Origin of the sequence: Erwinia typographi (assembly GCF_000773975.1) — a bacterium.
Lineage (GTDB): Bacteria > Pseudomonadota > Gammaproteobacteria > Enterobacterales > Enterobacteriaceae > Erwinia > Erwinia typographi.
Genome location: NZ_JRUQ01000022.1, coordinates 24,537 through 40,605, shown reverse-complemented (window position 1 = coordinate 40,605; position 16,069 = coordinate 24,537). Strand labels below are relative to the sequence as shown.

Annotated in this window: 21 protein-coding genes and 1 other annotated feature; of the genes, 10 read left to right on the top strand and 11 right to left on the bottom strand. The window is 54.2% G+C overall.

Translation table 11 applies throughout. The features are described from left to right. Positions 1-288: 288 nt before the first annotated feature. From NG99_RS06270 to NG99_RS06255, 4 genes are all read right to left on the bottom strand, one after another. The gene (locus NG99_RS06270) at positions 289-684 is read right to left on the bottom strand and encodes a RidA family protein (protein WP_034889653.1); all 396 of its coding nucleotides are present in this window, start codon (positions 682-684) and stop codon (positions 289-291) included. Positions 685-1,044: 360 nt separating this feature from the next. Further along, entirely contained in the window at positions 1,045-1,263 is a 219-nt protein-coding gene (locus NG99_RS06265) for an HHA domain-containing protein (RefSeq protein WP_034889649.1), read from the bottom strand. Positions 1,264-1,292: 29 nt separating this feature from the next. Then, positions 1,293-1,673: an Hha toxicity modulator TomB gene (gene tomB / locus NG99_RS06260; protein ID WP_034889661.1), complete on the bottom strand. Its 381-nt coding sequence runs from the start codon at positions 1,671-1,673 to the stop codon at positions 1,293-1,295. A 144-nt stretch (positions 1,674-1,817) separates the two neighbouring features. Further along, positions 1,818-2,171, bottom strand: coding sequence for a hypothetical protein (locus NG99_RS06255; RefSeq protein ID WP_034889645.1), 354 nt, complete (start codon positions 2,169-2,171; stop codon positions 1,818-1,820). 254 nt (positions 2,172-2,425) lie between these two features. Here NG99_RS06255 and NG99_RS29125 point away from each other — a divergent pair, with 254 nt between their 5' ends. Genes NG99_RS29125 through NG99_RS06240 form a run of 4 tightly spaced genes read left to right on the top strand, consistent with a single transcriptional unit; the run spans position 2,426 to position 5,020 of the window. After that, entirely contained in the window at positions 2,426-2,590 is a 165-nt protein-coding gene (locus tag NG99_RS29125; protein WP_157032568.1) for a hypothetical protein, read from the top strand. Beyond that, positions 2,590-3,276: a metal ABC transporter ATP-binding protein gene (locus NG99_RS06250; protein WP_034889659.1), complete on the top strand. Its 687-nt coding sequence runs from the start codon at positions 2,590-2,592 to the stop codon at positions 3,274-3,276. Before NG99_RS29125 ends, NG99_RS06250 begins: the two co-directional genes overlap by 1 nt. Further along, entirely contained in the window at positions 3,276-4,145 is an 870-nt protein-coding gene (locus NG99_RS06245; RefSeq protein WP_408606390.1) for a metal ABC transporter permease, read from the top strand. Before NG99_RS06250 ends, NG99_RS06245 begins: the two co-directional genes overlap by 1 nt. Beyond that, a complete protein-coding gene (locus NG99_RS06240; RefSeq protein ID WP_034889644.1) occupies positions 4,142-5,020 on the top strand; it encodes a metal ABC transporter substrate-binding protein in 879 nt (292 codons plus the stop codon). The genes NG99_RS06245 and NG99_RS06240 overlap by 4 nt, the downstream gene beginning before the upstream one ends. 96 nt (positions 5,021-5,116) lie before the next feature. On the opposite strand, the gene ykgO is transcribed toward NG99_RS06240, so the two are convergent. The 4 genes from ykgO to NG99_RS06220 all read right to left on the bottom strand — a co-directional run bounded on the left by ykgO (position 5,117) and on the right by NG99_RS06220 (position 10,026). Then, positions 5,117-5,257 (bottom strand): type B 50S ribosomal protein L36, encoded by a 141-nt coding sequence (gene ykgO, locus NG99_RS06235; RefSeq protein WP_034889641.1) that lies wholly within the window; start codon positions 5,255-5,257, stop codon positions 5,117-5,119. Between the two features lie 9 nt (positions 5,258-5,266). Beyond that, positions 5,267-5,524: a type B 50S ribosomal protein L31 gene (locus NG99_RS06230; protein ID WP_034889638.1), complete on the bottom strand. Its 258-nt coding sequence runs from the start codon at positions 5,522-5,524 to the stop codon at positions 5,267-5,269. A gap of 147 nt (positions 5,525-5,671) precedes the next feature. Next, positions 5,672-8,824, bottom strand: a complete 3,153-nt coding sequence (locus NG99_RS06225) for a multidrug efflux RND transporter permease subunit AcrB (protein ID WP_034889635.1) — start codon at positions 8,822-8,824, stop codon at positions 5,672-5,674. Between the two features lie 17 nt (positions 8,825-8,841). Then, positions 8,842-10,026: an efflux RND transporter periplasmic adaptor subunit gene (locus NG99_RS06220; protein WP_034889632.1), complete on the bottom strand. Its 1,185-nt coding sequence runs from the start codon at positions 10,024-10,026 to the stop codon at positions 8,842-8,844. Positions 10,027-10,166: 140 nt separating this feature from the next. On the opposite strand from NG99_RS06220, the gene acrR reads away from it, so the two are divergent. Beyond that, positions 10,167-10,808 (top strand): multidrug efflux transporter transcriptional repressor AcrR, encoded by a 642-nt coding sequence (gene acrR / locus NG99_RS06215; RefSeq protein ID WP_034889629.1) that lies wholly within the window; start codon positions 10,167-10,169, stop codon positions 10,806-10,808. Positions 10,809-10,819: 11 nt separating this feature from the next. Here the strand turns inward: acrR and rsmS are convergent, their stop codons facing one another. Genes rsmS through priC form a run of 3 tightly spaced genes read right to left on the bottom strand, consistent with a single transcriptional unit; the run spans position 10,820 to position 11,830 of the window. Then, positions 10,820-10,969, bottom strand: coding sequence for a pleiotropic regulatory protein RsmS (rsmS, locus tag NG99_RS28070; protein WP_072017549.1), 150 nt, complete (start codon positions 10,967-10,969; stop codon positions 10,820-10,822). Between the two features lie 26 nt (positions 10,970-10,995). Then, positions 10,996-11,241 (bottom strand): GlsB/YeaQ/YmgE family stress response membrane protein, encoded by a 246-nt coding sequence (locus NG99_RS06210; RefSeq protein ID WP_034889626.1) that lies wholly within the window; start codon positions 11,239-11,241, stop codon positions 10,996-10,998. Positions 11,242-11,299: 58 nt separating this feature from the next. Continuing rightward, a complete protein-coding gene (gene priC, locus NG99_RS06205) occupies positions 11,300-11,830 on the bottom strand; it encodes a primosomal replication protein PriC (protein ID WP_034889623.1) in 531 nt (176 codons plus the stop codon). 47 nt (positions 11,831-11,877) lie between these two features. Here priC and NG99_RS06200 point away from each other — a divergent pair, with 47 nt between their 5' ends. From NG99_RS06200 to recR, 5 genes are all read left to right on the top strand, one after another. Further along, complete coding sequence (locus tag NG99_RS06200) at positions 11,878-12,276, top strand: DUF454 family protein (RefSeq protein WP_034889620.1); 399 nt, start codon at positions 11,878-11,880, stop codon at positions 12,274-12,276. A gap of 157 nt (positions 12,277-12,433) precedes the next feature. Continuing rightward, positions 12,434-12,985 (top strand): adenine phosphoribosyltransferase, encoded by a 552-nt coding sequence (gene apt, locus NG99_RS06195; RefSeq protein ID WP_034889616.1) that lies wholly within the window; start codon positions 12,434-12,436, stop codon positions 12,983-12,985. A gap of 81 nt (positions 12,986-13,066) precedes the next feature. Then, on the top strand, positions 13,067-15,004 hold the full coding sequence (dnaX, locus tag NG99_RS06190) for a DNA polymerase III subunit gamma/tau (protein ID WP_034889613.1): 1,938 nt from the start codon (positions 13,067-13,069) through the stop codon (positions 15,002-15,004). Beyond that, positions 14,346-14,407 (top strand) — a sequence feature (DnaX frameshifting element). (Overlaps the previous gene by 62 nt.) 51 nt (positions 15,005-15,055) lie before the next feature. Next, complete coding sequence (locus NG99_RS06185) at positions 15,056-15,385, top strand: YbaB/EbfC family nucleoid-associated protein (RefSeq protein ID WP_034889610.1); 330 nt, start codon at positions 15,056-15,058, stop codon at positions 15,383-15,385. Further along, positions 15,385-15,990, top strand: coding sequence for a recombination mediator RecR (gene recR, locus NG99_RS06180; RefSeq protein ID WP_034889607.1), 606 nt, complete (start codon positions 15,385-15,387; stop codon positions 15,988-15,990). The genes NG99_RS06185 and recR overlap by 1 nt, the downstream gene beginning before the upstream one ends. Positions 15,991-16,069: the final 79 nt, after the last annotated feature.

Sequence of the window (16,069 nt, the reverse complement as noted above, 5' to 3'; positions counted from 1 at the left end):
AAATCTATGTACAGGCTCGGCAACCCGGCCTTTTTTGTGTCTGTCGCATGAGAAAACGGCTTGCCAGTGTCATCATTTGGTGATACAAATTCATTGCCTCACTGCTTTTTAGTGCATTGAAATACATCGGGTTTATTCTAAAAACCTTAGCTGGCAGGGCCCCCACCCAATTCTGCTAACTGCATGATGCCCACTCTATAATCCCCTTTGTTTTCGTACCTTGAAAATGTGGCGATAACACTTTTGTGAATCACTCAGGGCGCTCATCGCTGGCGTGTCTTATGTCCGTCACCAGGGCGGACAGGCAACACATTTTATTTCCACCAGCAGCCCCGGATGCGCCAGGTTGGTCACACCGACACAGGTCCACGCGCTTCTACCGCGTGGGAAAAGCTTATCCTTGACACGCCGAAAGGTATCCATGTGTTTTGCCATATCAACGTGATAGGTGGTCATCTCAACCACGTCATCAAAGCTGCAACCCGCTTCATTCAACACTAATTCCAGATTACGCCAGCAGGCAATGAATTGTTGTTCAGGGTCTGTAATCACTTCGAGTTCACTCGTCCGGCCCACCTGTCCGGCACAATAAAGCGTCTTACCGACCAGCACGGCGGGGACATAGCCCGTTCGTTCAGAAAGCTCCCGCATAGAGGCAGGAATAATGAATTTTCTGTCAGTCATATCGTATTTAATCCTTTCGTAGACGAGCGAACGGCTTGCACTAATCCCTCTGGCGCTTACGCAACGCCAGTCTCTGTAACAGGAGAAAAGGTTTAACACAGAAAGCAGGGAAAGTTGTCATATTAGTCAGCTCGAATCCATGCTCCGCTTTTTGGATGCAATCGATTACCCACCTGAATAGCTGGTAGCGCTGACATGCCTTCTGAAGAGGGTCAAAACGTAAATTATACAGCCGGCATGTTTAACTTTATGCATTTAATGCATTGAAGAGAAAAGTTTTTGTGGATAAAACTTAGCTGGCAGGAGGGCGACCCCATGTTGCCGCTCAATGCCAGCCAACACATCATTCAGACGCTAAACCTATCGGACGAATTTCCACACGGATACAGGGATTTTGTCGTAGAGCTTATTCATAGTCAGTTCAGCCAGACGGTGATCCGCAGCGGAATAAAATACGGCCAGCTCATTATCGGATAATTCGTATTTGTTTTTTTCGATCACGCGTTCAAGGGTATCGATTGACCGACAGCGTCTTAAACGCATCAGATAATCAGTTTTAGTGAGAAGTTTATCTGTCATTGTTAAACCGTTGAAAAAATAAAGGGTTGCTAAAATGAATGGCTCGTCTGTACAGGAACAAGAGCGCATTCCTCTGCGAAAATGCTAAAAAGACGTTTGGCTGACTTTTGCCAACGCTGCAAATCCTGAACGTTAATGCCGTAATTACTAAACAGCATAAACGTATCATCGAGATATTCATCTATCTGACTAATCAAGTCGCTATCTTCGATATGTTTGATTTTGTAATTCATGGTGAAGCCAGCAATATGCTCAATCAGTTCATTGAGCTGCAAATTGGCCGCAGAGGTAGGATCGTTAACCCAACCGTGATGACTGTCGCCTATTGTTGCCAGGCTTTCATCGTACAAATTTTCACACAAGAATTTCAGCTGGGCGATATCATGCCTTTTTGGTGAGTATTCGTCCATCTTTTTCCCCTCCATAGCGAGTGAAAGATGCCGATAGCGCGGGCTTTCAGCGATGAGTGTGCCAGGAAGCGATAATTAAGCTCAAGCAAATCTATTAATAAATATAACGTAATAAAAGGGTATTTGGGATGCTATTACGCAATATTACAATTCATCTGCTGTTGTGGCCTGCTGGTTGTCGATGAAATCGAAAATCAGGTGACCAGAGTACCATTTGAAATTGACCGTTTCAGTTATGGTCTGGTCTGCATCTATATCGAGACAGGCATTAAAAACGTTCCAGCGAAAGCTGTATGTCATCTTATAACGCGATTCAGCTAAATATTCTATAGAAATAATTTTTACGCTTTCGGGAACATATTGCGCATTCTGTGAATACCATAACAACGAACCGGTGAGTCCCTCCTCTAATTGGGGAATCAACGGCTGAATGTTTTCCTTCAGCTGAATCAGATCCTGTTCATTACCCGCGTAGAGAAAGGGAATGGTTTTGCGCATTTTTTCCTCACAGAGTTAATTAGCGCTTATAGAGATAATTGGTCGACACGAAGAAATAATCAAGTACCTGAACTACTTTCTTAACTATCTTAATGATTTGGTTATTAATTATCTTAGTAGAAAATGCCATTCTCCGCGATGCCCGTTCTAAGAAGTTGAAAAAAGTTTATATAACCCTGAGTAATGAATGACTTAAGTAAGGTAATAATTGGATACACTTTGCCTGAGGTAATTTAAGCAGGACGCCGTATGATATGATGTTATGTTATAACATCATGTCGGTTGTCGCTATGTCTCACTCTTCTTCTTCTTTAATTAGCTTTGGTACGCTACTCACCCAGTCTGCACTGGCGCGGCTGGCGCTGGCTGCTGCCATAGTGCTGCTGCTGCTGGCCTTAACTTATTGGGCGACGGCCTGATGATTACGCTGAATCAGCTAACCGTAGGTTACCAGGGGAATGCTGTTACCCCGGCGCTCGAGGGTGTTTTTGCCACCGGGTCGATGACTGCGCTGGTGGGGGCTAACGGCTCCGGTAAATCCACCTTACTTAAGACCATGGCCGGTTTGTTAAGACCTGTCAGTGGCTCGGTGAGTATGCCACGCCCGAGGATAAACCTCGGCTGGCTGCCGCAGCAATCAGAAATTGAGAAAACGTTCCCCATCAGCGTATTCGACCTGGTCGCCATGGGATGCTGGCAAAAATGCGGCTGGTTTGGCGCCATTAACCGTAGCCTGCGTGAGGCGATCATGACGGCGCTGGAAAAAGTCGGTATGCAGGCTTTTGCCACCGCCCAGCCTGGCACGCTCTCCGGCGGTCAGCTACAGCGAGTGCTGTTCGCTCGCCTTTTAGTGCAGGATGCGCCGCTGATGATGCTCGATGAGCCTTTCGCCGGCGTAGATAGTCAGACGACCGAACTCCTGCTGCACCTGTTGCAGGAGCGTCATCAGGCTGGCTGCACGCTGATTGTGGTGCTGCACGACATGGCTACGGTAGAAAAGTATTTCCCTCAAACGCTACGTTTAAAAAATAGCCATGCCGAATGGTCAGGTTTCGGCTCAGCGGTCACGCAGCTGAATTTTAATCGTACTCATGGAGCATCCTGATGCTGGCGATGCTTCATCCTTTTATTGAATTTGGTTTTATGCGCCGTGCGCTGGTTGCCTGCATGGCCCTCTCGCTTAGCGCGACGCCGCTGGGCGTTTTTTTGCTGCTGCGGCGAATGAGCCTGGTCGGCGACGCATTATCCCATGCGGTATTGCCTGGCGCGGCTATCGGCTATCTGATCTCTGGCTTGTCGCTGGTGGCGATGGGCGTCGGTGGAATTATTGCCGGGCTTTCCGTTGCGCTTCTTTCCGGGGCCGTCAGCCGCTATACCCCATTAAAAGAAGATGCCAGCTTTGCCGGTTTTTACCTTGGCTCGCTGGCGTTAGGCGTGACGCTGGTCTCGTTACGCGGCTCCAGTGTCGATCTGCTGCACGTACTTTTTGGCTCACTGCTGGCGGTTGATAACCCCTCCCTCCTGCTGGTTAGCAGTATCGCCGCCGTCTCACTGCTGTTGCTGGCGCTGATCTATCGCCCGCTGGTGATCGATGCTTTTGACCCCGGTTTTTTACGTGCGCAAAACCGTTGGACGGCGTTACTGGTGCACGGCATTTTCCTGATTCTGGTGGTCACGAATCTCGTTGCAGGCTTTCAGGTACTGGGCACGCTGATGTGCGTGGGGCTGATGATGCTGCCTGCTGCGGCCGCCCGGTTTTGGGGCAGGGGACTGCCGGGCATGATTGCTTCAGCGATGATCCTCGCGCTGATTGCCAGCTTGAGCGGGCTGATTGCCTCTTTCTATCTCTCACTGCCTGCCGGTCCGGCGGTGGTGCTCAGTGCAGCCATGCTGTTTTTTATCTCAATTCTAGTGGGGCCTCGCGGCGGTATTTTTCGGCTGCGGCCGTTTTCAGTTGGTAAGGAGAAAGTATGAAGAAGTTACCTGTAGCGCTGGCTCTGGCGGGGATTCTACTCACCCCAATGGTGATGGCAAAAACGGTGAATACCGTCGCCAGCTTTTCTGTGCTGGCGGATATTGTAAAAGAAGTGGGCGGCGATCACGTCAAGGTGAAAAGCCTGGTGGGGCCAGATGGCGACCCGCACAGCTTTGAACCTACGCCACAGGATAGCCAGGCATTGACTAAAGCGGATGTGGTTTTTGTCAGCGGTCTGGGGCTGGAAGGGTGGCTGGATCGGCTGATCTCCGCGTCTGAGTACAAGGGCAAAGTGATTGTCTCCTCAGAGGGGATTGAAACCCGTTCAATGGAGGAGGATGGCAAAACAATTACCGATCCCCACGCATGGAACAGCATGAAGAATGGCGTAGTGTATGCCAATAATGTGATGAACGCGCTGATTGCGGCCGATCCTGAAGATGCCGCGTATTTCCGCCAGCGTGGCTCAGCCTATGTTGCTCAACTGAATAAGCTGGATAGCTGGGCTGCCGCCAGCTTTGCCGCTGTTCCTGTGGCAAAACGCAAGGTGCTGACAAGCCATGATGCCTTCGGCTATTTCGGGCAGCGCTACGGCGTCAGCTTTATGTCGCCGGTCGGATTCTCCACCGAATCCGAGGCCAGCGCTTCCGATGTCGCGAAGCTGATCGATCAGCTTAAAACGGAGCATATCCACAGCTATTTCATTGAGAATCAGACCGATCCGCGTCTGGTGAAGCAGATTGCCGCGGCGACGGGCGCCCAGCCGGGTGGCGAGCTTTATCCTGAAGCTCTGACTAAAAAAGATGGGCCGGCAGCGACCTATGTTGCCGCCTTCACCCACAACGTGACGGCTATGGTCAGCAGCATGAAGTAATCGCGGAAGACGGCCAGCCGGCTGGCCGTTTTTTGCATCAGGCATAAAAAAAGCGAGCCTCAGTGCAACGGCTCGCTTTTTCAGCAACGGAGTAAATTAGCGTTTTTTCTTGCGGCCCTGTACGGCCTTGAAACGCGGGTTGCTTTTACAGATGACGTATACGCGACCATGGCGGCGCACGATTTTGCAGTCTTTGTGGCGTTTTTTAGCCGAAGCCAGTGAGCTTAATACCTGCATGATGGCTCCTTATTTCACTGACGTGAAGAAACGGCCAAAGCGCTGATTGAAGCGGTGCGCGCTGCCTTCTTTAGCAAACTCTTTCTGCTTGCCGGTGTAGTAAGCATGGGAGGCGGAGGAAACGTCCAGCGGCACGTAGGGCAGTGTCTTGCCGTCCAGTTCAATAGTGCGATCGGTTTTGATCGTTGAGCCTACGGTGAAATAAGTGTCTGCGCTGGTGTCGTGGAACGCCACGGTGCGGTAAGCCGGATGGATATCCTTTTTCATAAATCCCCACTGAATTGAGATATGTTATAACATAACAATAATTATGCGCGCGCCGCCGCAGGAATGCAACAGTAAAAAGGGCAGGGAAGAGAGGAAAAAAAAGAGGCCGCATAAGCGGCCTCTTGCAGTACAGCAACGGAGTGCTGATTAATGCGGGTGATGCTCTTCAGGATGACCCTTCTCAATCTCTTCTTTATTCTTGCCGAAGCGGCGGCGCACCACCACAAAGAACACGGGAACGAAGAAGATTGCCAGAATCGTTGCGGTCACCATACCACCCATAACCCCGGTACCTACCGCATTCTGCGCACCGGAACCTGCACCGGTGCTGATAGTCAGCGGCAGTACGCCGAGGATAAAGGCCAGAGAGGTCATCAGAATCGGACGCAGACGCATACGCACGGCTTCCAGCGTCGATTCAACCAGGCCCTTGCCCTCTTTCTCCATCAGGTCCTTGGCGAATTCCACGATAAGTATCGCGTTCTTCGCCGCCAGGCCAATGGTTGTCAGCAGGCCCACCACAAAGTAAACGTCATTGCTGAGGCCGCGCAAGGTGGTAAACAGCAGCGCACCGATAACCCCTAGCGGCACCACCAGCATGACCGAGAACGGGATAGACCAGCTCTCGTACAGCGCGGCCAGACAGAGGAACACCACAATCAGCGAGATAGCGTAAAGCGCCGGAGCCTGGTTACCAGAGAGACGTTCCTGGTAGGACATGCCCGTCCAGTCGTAGCCAATCCCCTGCGGCAGCTGAGAAGCCAGCTGTTCCATCAGGCCCATGGCTTCACCCGAACTCTTGCCTGGCGCGGCCTGTCCAAGGATCTCCATCGAAGGCAGACCGTTGTAACGCTCCAGACGCGGCGAACCATACTGCCATTTGGCAGAAGAGAACGCGGAGAACGGCACCATCTCTCCAGAGGCATTCCGCACGAACCATTTGTTGACGTCTTCCGGCAACATGCGGGAGTCCGCCTGACCCATTACGTAAACTTTCTTCACGCGACCGCGGTCGATGAAGTCGTTGACGTAAGAGCCGCCCCAGGACGCGCCCAGCGTGGTGTTGATGTCGGAAATCGAGACGCCAAGTGCCTCTGCCTTCTCCTGGTCAATCAACAGCTTATACTGCGGCGTGTCTTCCAGACCGTTTGGACGAACGCCGACCAGCGTATCGGGGTGTTTGGCAACGGCGCCAAGCAGCTGGTTACGGGCCTGAGTCAGCGCATCGTGGCCAAGGTTAGCCTGGTCAATCAGCTCAAAGTCAAAGCCGGTGGCGTTACCCAGCTCAATAATCGCCGGCAGGTTAAACGGAATGACCATGGCGTCTTTGATCGCGCCAAACGCTTGCATCGCGCGTCCGGCAATCCCATCAACCTTGTTTGCCGCGTCATGACGTTCGTCCCACGGTTTAAGGCTGACGAAGGCGATACCGGTATTTTGTCCCCGACCGGCAAAGCCAAAGCCGTTAACGGTAAAGACCGAGCGGACGTTGTCTTTCTCTTTGGTCAGGAAGTAATCCGTCACCTGGTCAAGCACTTTCTGAGTACGTCCCTGCGTTGCACCCGCCGGCAGCTGTGCCTGAGCCAGCAGCAGCCCCTGATCCTCTTCCGGCAGGAAGGAGGTCGGCAGCTTGATGAACATATAGGCCATGCCGACCACAATCAGCAGATAAATCACCAGATAACGCCCGGTGCTGCGGATAATGTGGCCCACGCTGTCGGTGTAGTGATGGGTGCTTTTGTCGAACATGCGGTTAAACCAGCCGAAAAATCCGGTAGTGATACCGTGGTCGCCCTGCTTGATCGGCTTCAGCATGGTGGCACACAGCGCTGGCGTCAGCACCAATGCCACAATTACCGAAAGCACCATTGCCGAAACAATCGTGATCGAGAACTGACGATAAATCACCCCGGTCGACCCACCAAAGAAGGCCATCGGGATAAATACCGCTGACAGCACCAGAGCAATCCCCACCAGGGCGCCCTGAATCTGATCCATCGACTTACGGGTGGCTTCCTTCGGCGGAAGGCCATCTTCAGCCATCACGCGCTCGACGTTCTCGACCACGACGATGGCGTCATCCACCAACAGGCCTATCGCCAGCACCATCCCGAACATCGTCAGGGTGTTTATCGAGTAGCCAAAGGCACTGATGATGGCGAAGGTTCCCAGTAACACCACCGGTACGGCAATGGTTGGGATCAGCGTGGCGCGGAAGTTCTGCAGGAACAGATACATCACGATAAACACCAGCACGATCGCTTCAATCAGGGTTTTTACCACTTCCATAATTGAGATTTTAACGAACGGCGTAGTGTCGTACGGATAAACGGTCTTCAACCCGTCTGGGAAGAAGGGTTCCAGCTTAGCCAGCTCGGCTTTTACCGCTGCTGCGGTATCCAGGGCGTTCGCGCCTGTCGCCAGCTTGATACCGATACCGGAGGCCGGTTTACCGTTGTAACGCGCAACAATCTCGTAGTTTTCACCGCCCAGCTCAATTTTCGCCACGTCCTTCAGCAGCACGCGTGAGCCATCGGCATTCACCTTCAGCAAAATTTTGCCGAATTCATCGGTTGAGGTCAGACGGGTTTGCGCAATGATTGAGGCGTTAAGCTGCTGGCCTGGCACCGGCGGCGAGCCGCCTAACTGACCGGCTGCAACCTGGGAGTTTTGTGAATCAATGGCGCTGATCACATCTACCGGGGTCAGCTGAAAGTTATTGAGCTTGTGCGGATCCATCCAGATACGCATCGCATACTGCGCACCGAATATCTGGGTATCACCCACGCCGAGCGTACGACTGATGGGATCTTTGATATTCGACGCCACGTAGTCGGCGATGTCGTTCTGCGTCATGTTGTCGTTATCACTGACAAAACCGGCAACCATCAGGAAGCTGCTGGAGGATTTCTGAACCTGAATCCCCTGCTGTTGAACTTCCTGCGGCAGCAATGGCGTAGCCAGCTGCAGTTTGTTCTGCACCTGTACCTGAGCGATATCCGGGTTGGTGCCTGACTCGAAGGTCAGCGTCAGCTGCAACGTACCGGAAGAATCACTGTTCGATGACATATACATCAGGCCATCGATACCATTCATGTTTTGTTCAATAACCTGAGTTACTGAGTCCTGCAGCGTTTTAGCATCGGCACCAGGATAGGTAGCTCGAATCTGCACGGCCGGTGGCGCAACATTGGGGTATTGCTCAATCGGCAGTTTTAGAATCGACAGCACACCCATCAGCATGATGATGATGGCGATTACCCAGGCAAATATGGGGCGATCGATAAAGAACTTAGCCATGTATCAGCGGCTCCTGTTTAAGACTTCGGTTGTTCAGAACCAGCCTGTTTAGCCTCGTCTGTACTCACTTCCTGCGGAGTAACCTGCGCACCCGGTTTCGCTCGCTGAACACCAACAGTAATCACTTTGTCGCCTTCTTTCAGGCCACTGGTCACCAGCCATTTATCACCGATAGCCTGATCGGCCGTCAGGGTGCGAACTTCCACTTTGTTATCTGCGCCGACAATCATCGCCGTCGCCTGGCCCGTTGGCGTACGGGTAACCGCCTGCTGCGGCACTAACAGCGCGCTTGGGTTGGTTCCCTCATCGAGACGGGCGCGAACGAACATGCCCGGTAGCAGCGAGTGGGTTGGATTCGGGAATACCGCACGCAGCGTGATAGAGCCGGTCGTCTCGTCTACGGTGACATCAGAGAATTCTAATGTTCCGCTCTGACCATACTCATTACCATTTTGCAGTAGCAGTTTTACCTGAGCTTTCCCGTTAACCTGCTCCAGCTTGCCGGAATTCAGCTCATCCCGCAGACGCATAAAGTCTTCGCTCGACTGAGTGACGTCAACATAGATAGGGTCAAGCTGCTGCACGGTAGCCAGCGCGGTGGTCTGAGCGCTTTGAACCAGCGCCCCTTCCGTCACGGAAGATTTACCAATGCGTCCGCTGATAGGGGAGGTCACTTTGGTATAGGCCAGGTTGATGCGCGCCGTTTCAACGTTGGCCTTCGCAGCCTGAACGGCGGCGGCCGTCTGGCTTTCGGTGGCCTTCGCCGTGTCATAATCCTGCTGGCTGATGTACTTCGTTCCCAGCAGCGGCTGGTAGCGTTTGACGGTGACGGCAGCGATCTGCGCGTTGGCCACGGCCTGCGCTAAATCCCCTTTGGCACTGTCATAAGCCGCCTGGTACGTCGCCGGATCGATCTGGTAAAGAGATTCCCCAGCTTTGATGTCGCTCCCTTCTACGAAATTACGTTTCAAAATAATGCCCGAAACCTGCGGGCGAACTTCTGCAATACGGAACGAAGAGGTGCGACCCGGAAGGTCGGTAGTAATATTTAGCGGAGCGCTTTTCAGCGTAACAACACCCACTTCGGGTGCCTGTTGCTGTCCGGCCTGTTGCGCTTCTTTGTTGTCACATCCTGTCAGCACTAAGCTGCCTGAAAGCATCAGGACGGCCGCCAGAGGCGTTAACCCTCTGTTTTTGTTCATAAATAAACCTCGAGTGTCCGATATCGATTGTCCAATGGATCACAAACCCATAAACCCATTGCTGCGTTTAAATTATGGTCGTGCTATGGTACATACATTCGCAAATGTATGTAAGTACACCCTTTTGTAAAAATCACCCTATGGCACGAAAAACCAAACAACAGGCGTTAGAAACGCGAAATCACATTATTGACGCGGCAATTGAACGGTTTTCCGAACACGGTGTGTCCAAAACGTCACTGGCTGATATCGCGGCTGCGGCAGGCGTGACGCGCGGGGCAATTTACTGGCATTTCAAAAACAAAACTGACTTGCTCAATGAAATTTGGGCCCAGTCCGAATCAGGGCTGGAAGACTTAGAACATGAGTATCAGTTAAAATACCCTTCCGATCCACTGTCCGTTGTGCGCGCAATGATTATCTATGTCCTTGAAGCCACGGTCAGAGACCAGCGCAGACGCTCACTTATGGAAATAATTTTTCATAAATGTGAATTTGTGGGCGAAATGACCACTTTACAGCTGATGCAGCAAACCCTGTACCTTGAATGTTACGAGAAGATTGAAGACGTGCTTCGCCAGTGTATTGAAGCCGGACAGCTGCCGCCCGCTCTCGACACGCGCCGCGCTGCCGTGGTGATGCGAGCCTACATTACGGGGTTAATGGAAAACTGGTTATTTATGCCCGAGAGCTTTGATTTGGCTGCCGATGCGCCGCAGCTGGTTGAAGCCCTGATTGAGATGCTGCGACATACGACCACGCTGCGTGCGGCTCCTCGCTAAATGCCCGACGGCTAAGCCTGGCTGGCCACTTTCTTTTCAAAATCCTTTTGCACTATTGCCAGTGCGGCAAGCACTGTTTTTGCAGCAATGTTGTTCTCTTCCAGCAGCATGATCAAATCCACCGCCAGCTTGACTTCTTCAGGGGCGTTTTCCAGCGACATAGCCTGTTCCTCAAGGTTTTCCGGGACTAAATCCGTAGCTTTTTCACCACCAGCACCATCATTAACGCCCCAGCAAGCGCTATCAGTATCGCTCTGGGCTCCATTTCAGCCAGGGTGCCATAATTAAAGAAGGCGCTGACATAGCCGCCGATCAGGGCGCCCACCACTGCCAGTACCAGGGTGGGGATCAGGCCGCCAGGCCGCCCTGGGAAAAAACGTCGGGCAAGAAATCCTGTCAGCAACCCAATGATTATCCAGGAGAGAAGTCCCATCTGCGGTCCTCAGAAAGAAATTTATGCAAGTATAGTCGCCCGGTTCAGCTGTCTGACGTTAGCGATCGTCTTTTTCGATCGCTCGCTCAATACGTTTGGTGGCCTGCAAACAGCGTTGCAGCCTGCCTTCCTGCGCCGCTATCTCGCGCTGCAAGGTCTGCTGCTGGGCCAGCGTTTCACAACGGTTCAGCTGACTTTCCCGATCGGCAATCATCGTGCGCAGGCGTCGTTCGTAATCCTGATGCTTTGCCAGCTTTTCGTAGAGACTCTCGCCGAGCGGCTCGGCAACGATCTCGCTTTTGCGCAGGGTTTGCGTCGCCAGCTCCCGCTGCAAAGCGCCCATCTGTAGCACCACGCGCTCGGCCATCCAGGCTACGCGATCGGTTCGCTGGTCAGCCACGCTTTGTTTCAGCAGAGCGAGGCTTTGTCGGATCTCCAGCAGATAGTCTCCCAGTCGGGTGCTGTGCGAGTGAAACAGCTGCTCATCAAAACGCGCTTTGGGCGTACGCCTGCCGCTATGAGGGGCGACGGCTTCAGCCAGCTGTTCCAGCTTTGCTTCCAGCTGCTGAAGCAAGAGGGCACTTTTCATGTTGGGGTCTCCAGTGATTGCCCTGCTTATGTTACGCTCAGACCTTCGTGCGGAATGGGCTTCAGGCAACGCAACGTATCATTCTACTGATTATTGGCTGGTTGGCGATGGGATTAGCGACGCTGGGCGTGATTTTACCGCTGTTGCCGACTACGCCCTTTCTGCTACTGGCTGCCTGGTGCTTTGCCCGTAGCTCTCCCCGGTTTCACCACTGGCTGCTGCACCGCTCGGTGTTTGGTCCTTATCTGCGTCACTGGCAACGGTATCGCGCCCTGCCGCCCGGGGCTAAAGGACGTATGGTGACGTTTACCCTAATCACCTTTGCCGTTTCATTGTGGCTGGTCAAAATCCTCTGGCTGCGGCTGATGTTACTTTGTATGCTTTGCCTTCTGCTCCTCTTTATGGTCCGGCTTCCGGTTGTTGAGGAAAGGCAAGAAAAACCGTGATTTTGTGGCGTCTGGTTGCAATTGCCCGACGCTTTGCATAAATTTGGTCGTTTTCGTGTGCGGCTTCCCTGGACGCTTCATTTTGCCTGGCGATTTTTTCATCGTCAGCGCAGAGGAAGCCGCGCGAGTCAGATTTGTATTTACCAGGCATAACACTATGACCGCAACTGCGCAGCAGCTTGAATTCCTTAAAAACAGCATCAAAAGCATCCCGGATTACCCTAAGCCGGGCATTCTGTTTCGTGACGTGACCAGCCTGCTGGAAGATCCCCAAGCGTTTGCGCTCAGTATTGAACTGTTGGTGGAGCGTTATCGTGATATGGGCATCACCAAGGTGGTGGGCACCGAAGCTCGCGGCTTCTTATTTGGCGCGCCGGTTGCTTTAGGCCTGGGCGTCGGTTTTGTTCCCGTGCGCAAGCCGGGCAAGCTGCCGCGTAAAACGTTCGCCGAATCTTACGAGCTGGAATACGGCACTGACCAGCTGGAGCTGCACTGTGACGCGATTAGCGCCGGTGATCGCGTGCTGGTGGTCGACGATCTGTTAGCCACTGGCGGTACGATTGAAGCGACCGTCAAACTGATCCGCCGTGCAGGGGGAGAAGTGAAACACGCCGCCTTTGTTATCAATCTGTTTGATCTGAGCGGTGAAGCCCGCCTGAAGGCGCAGGGCATTGAGTCCTTCAGCCTGGTGAACTTCCCCGGTCACTGATCCGTCAACGTTCAGCCTCGCCGTAAAGGTGGGGCTGTGTTAGCATTACCCTCCGGTTCACTCAACACATCCCGCTAATTAATGAGCTATCAGGTACTGGCCCGCAAGTGGCGTCCACAAGCGTTTACTGATGTCGTCGGTCAGGAGCATGTCCTGACAGCGCTGGCTAATGGCCTGTCGCTCGGCCGCATCCATCACGCCTATCTGTTTTCCGGCACCCGCGGTGTGGGAAAGACCACTATTGCCCGCCTGCTGGCGAAAGGGCTGAATTGCGAAACGGGAATTACTGCCACCCCGTGCGGCCAGTGTGATAACTGTCGTGAAATTGAGCAGGGGCGCTTTGTCGATCTGATCGAGATCGATGCCGCGTCCCGTACTAAGGTCGAAGACACGCGCGACCTGCTGGATAATGTCCAGTACGCCCCTGCGCGCGGTCGCTTTAAAGTCTACCTGATTGATGAAGTACACATGCTCTCGCGCCATAGCTTTAACGCGCTGTTAAAGACGCTGGAAGAGCCGCCCGAGCATGTGAAATTCCTGCTGGCGACCACCGATCCGCAAAAATTGCCGGTCACCATCCTGTCGCGCTGTTTGCAATTCCATCTGAAAGCGCTGGACGTTGAACAGATCCGCGGCCAGCTTGAATACGTCCTGCGGGAAGAGAAAATTGACGCAGAGCCTCGCTCGCTGCAACTGCTGGCGCGCGCCGCCGATGGCAGTATGCGCGACGCGCTGAGTCTGACCGATCAGGCGATCGCGATGGGAGAGGGGCAGGTCACTACCGCGACGGTTAATGCCATGCTCGGTACGCTGGATGACGAGCAGCCGCTGGCGCTGATTGAGGCGCTGGTCAATGCGCAAGGCGAACAGGTGATGTCGCTGTTGAATCAGGCCGCGTCGCGCGGGGTGGAGTGGGAAGCCCTGCTGGTTGAAATGCTGACCCTGCTGCACCGGGTGGCGATGATTCAGCTGCTGCCCTCTGCTCTGGGGCAAGACTATGCGCCGGTTGAGCAGCGTCTGCGCGAGCTGGCCCGCGTGCTGCCGCCAGCAGACGTACAGCTTTATTACCAGACGCTGCTGGTGGGCCGTAAAGAGCTGCCGCTGGCGCCGGATCGCCGGATGGGCGTTGAGATGACGCTGCTCCGCGCGCTGGCTTTCCACCCTAAACAGGTGATTGCGGAGCCGCTAGCCCGCCCGACTATGCTGCCGCAGGCTCAGCCTGCCCCGACGCCGCCTGCGCCAGCGATGCCTCCGGCGGCGACTACGCCAGCCCACACGGTGCAGCAGGCCGAGCCGCCGCCGGGCAACATGTCGGACACCACCAGCCAGCTGTTGCAGGCGCGAACGCAGCTAATGCGGCAGCAGGGAGCGACCAAACCAAAAAAAGCTGAGCCGGCGGCGCAAGGTGCGCGGCCGGCAAGTTCGGCGCTGGAGCGGCTGGCTTCAGTTACCGAGCGCAGTCAGAAGCGGCAGGCTGCCGCTGAGCCTGCCGCACCGGTAAAAAAAGAAGCCTATCGCTGGAAGGCGCAGGTCCAGGACGAGGTGAAACCGCAGCCGGTCGCCACGCCAAAAGCCTTGCGTACCGCGCTGGAGCATGAGAAAACCCCAGAGCTGATGGCCAGGCTGGCTGCCGAATCGCTGCTGAGGGACGCATGGGCCGCCGAGATTGCCGGTCTGACGCTGCCCAAGCTGGTTCAGCAACTGGCGCTGAATGCCTGGAAAGAGGAGACGGAAAGCGGAATATGTCTGCACCTGCGCTCCAACCAGCGTCACCTGAATTCCCCGTCGGCGCAAAAAGCGCTGACCGAAGCTATCAGCGCCGTCGCCGGTAAGCCGGTTGAACTGACGCTGGTAGAAGATGATAATCCGGCGGTATTAACGCCGCTGGAGTGGCGTCAGGCGATTTATGAAGAAAAGCTGGCGCAGGCGCGCCAGTCGATTAGTGCGGATAATCATATTCAGACGCTGCGTCGGTTCTTCGACGCGGACGTGGATGAAGAGAGTATTCGCCCCGTTTGAAACGCTGCACGATCGCCTGGCGGCGTGCGGCCCGATCTGAGAGAGAAAACTATGTTTGGAAAAGGCGGACTGGGTAACCTGATGAAACAGGCCCAGCAGATGCAGGACAAAATGGGTCAGGTGCAGGAAGAGATCGCGGCCCTGGAAGTGACTGGCGAATCGGGCGCAGGCCTGGTCAAGGTCACCATCAACGGCGCGCATAACTGCCGTCGCGTTGAGGTCGATCCAAGCCTGCTGGAAGATGATAAAGAGATGCTGGAAGATCTGGTCGCCGCCGCGTTTAACGATGCCGCGCGCCGTATCGCCGAAGTGCAGAAAGAAAAAATGGCCAGCGTTTCCAGTGGAATGCAGCTGCCGCCTGGCTTCAAGATGCCGTTCTGATGCAAACCAGCCCGCTCCTTGAAAGTTTGATGGAGGCGCTGCGCTGTCTGCCGGGCGTTGGGCCGAAGTCGGCCCAGCGTATGGCGTTTCAGCTGTTGCAGCGTGACCGCAGCGGCGGCATGCGTCTGGCTCAGGCTCTGACGCGCGCCATGTCGGAAATTGGTCACTGCGCCGACTGTCGGACCTTTACCGAACAGGAAGTCTGCACCATCTGCGCTAACCCGCGCCGACAGCAAAACGGGCTGATTTGCGTGGTGGAAAGCCCGGCGGATATTCACGCCATCGAGCAGACCGGGCAGTTCGCCGGACGCTACTTTGTGCTGATGGGGCACCTCTCGCCGCTTGACGGCATCGGCCCCAATGACATTGGTCTCGATCGGCTGGAGCAGCGGCTGGAGAAAGAGTCGATTCAGGAAGTGATCCTCGCCACCAACCCCACGGTGGAAGGCGAAGCTACGGCCAACTACATCGCCGAGATGTGCGGGCAGTATGGCGTTGACGCCAGCCGCATTGCTCACGGCGTGCCGGTAGGCGGTGAGCTGGAAATGGTCGATGGCACCACGCTGTCGCACTCTCTGGCCGGACGTCACAAGATTAGATTCTAGCCATTCAACGGCACGATTCGTCGTGCCTGCTTGAAATTCTTCCTTTCGCCCCCACACTACTTTTCAACGTTTATCCATC

What these genes read in the sequence shown, in the direction of transcription:
- NG99_RS06270 (WP_034889653.1), bottom strand. Translation starts at nt 684, where the DNA reads ATGACTGACAGAAAATTCATTATTCCTGCCTCTATGCGGGAGCTTTCT.
- NG99_RS06265 (WP_034889649.1), bottom strand. Translation starts at nt 1,263, where the DNA reads ATGACAGATAAACTTCTCACTAAAACTGATTATCTGATGCGTTTAAGA.
- tomB (WP_034889661.1), bottom strand. Translation starts at nt 1,673, where the DNA reads ATGGACGAATACTCACCAAAAAGGCATGATATCGCCCAGCTGAAATTC.
- NG99_RS06255 (WP_034889645.1), bottom strand. Translation starts at nt 2,171, where the DNA reads ATGCGCAAAACCATTCCCTTTCTCTACGCGGGTAATGAACAGGATCTG.
- NG99_RS29125 (WP_157032568.1), top strand. Translation starts at nt 2,426, where the DNA reads ATGATGTTATGTTATAACATCATGTCGGTTGTCGCTATGTCTCACTCT.
- NG99_RS06250 (WP_034889659.1), top strand. Translation starts at nt 2,590, where the DNA reads ATGATTACGCTGAATCAGCTAACCGTAGGTTACCAGGGGAATGCTGTT.
- NG99_RS06245 (WP_408606390.1), top strand. Translation starts at nt 3,276, where the DNA reads ATGCTGGCGATGCTTCATCCTTTTATTGAATTTGGTTTTATGCGCCGT.
- NG99_RS06240 (WP_034889644.1), top strand. Translation starts at nt 4,142, where the DNA reads ATGAAGAAGTTACCTGTAGCGCTGGCTCTGGCGGGGATTCTACTCACC.
- ykgO (WP_034889641.1), bottom strand. Translation starts at nt 5,257, where the DNA reads ATGCAGGTATTAAGCTCACTGGCTTCGGCTAAAAAACGCCACAAAGAC.
- NG99_RS06230 (WP_034889638.1), bottom strand. Translation starts at nt 5,524, where the DNA reads ATGAAAAAGGATATCCATCCGGCTTACCGCACCGTGGCGTTCCACGAC.
- NG99_RS06225 (WP_034889635.1), bottom strand. Translation starts at nt 8,824, where the DNA reads ATGGCTAAGTTCTTTATCGATCGCCCCATATTTGCCTGGGTAATCGCC.
- NG99_RS06220 (WP_034889632.1), bottom strand. Translation starts at nt 10,026, where the DNA reads ATGAACAAAAACAGAGGGTTAACGCCTCTGGCGGCCGTCCTGATGCTT.
- acrR (WP_034889629.1), top strand. Translation starts at nt 10,167, where the DNA reads ATGGCACGAAAAACCAAACAACAGGCGTTAGAAACGCGAAATCACATT.
- rsmS (WP_072017549.1), bottom strand. Translation starts at nt 10,969, where the DNA reads ATGTCGCTGGAAAACGCCCCTGAAGAAGTCAAGCTGGCGGTGGATTTG.
- NG99_RS06210 (WP_034889626.1), bottom strand. Translation starts at nt 11,241, where the DNA reads ATGGGACTTCTCTCCTGGATAATCATTGGGTTGCTGACAGGATTTCTT.
- priC (WP_034889623.1), bottom strand. Translation starts at nt 11,830, where the DNA reads ATGAAAAGTGCCCTCTTGCTTCAGCAGCTGGAAGCAAAGCTGGAACAG.
- apt (WP_034889616.1), top strand. Translation starts at nt 12,434, where the DNA reads ATGACCGCAACTGCGCAGCAGCTTGAATTCCTTAAAAACAGCATCAAA.
- dnaX (WP_034889613.1), top strand. Translation starts at nt 13,067, where the DNA reads ATGAGCTATCAGGTACTGGCCCGCAAGTGGCGTCCACAAGCGTTTACT.
- NG99_RS06185 (WP_034889610.1), top strand. Translation starts at nt 15,056, where the DNA reads ATGTTTGGAAAAGGCGGACTGGGTAACCTGATGAAACAGGCCCAGCAG.
- recR (WP_034889607.1), top strand. Translation starts at nt 15,385, where the DNA reads ATGCAAACCAGCCCGCTCCTTGAAAGTTTGATGGAGGCGCTGCGCTGT.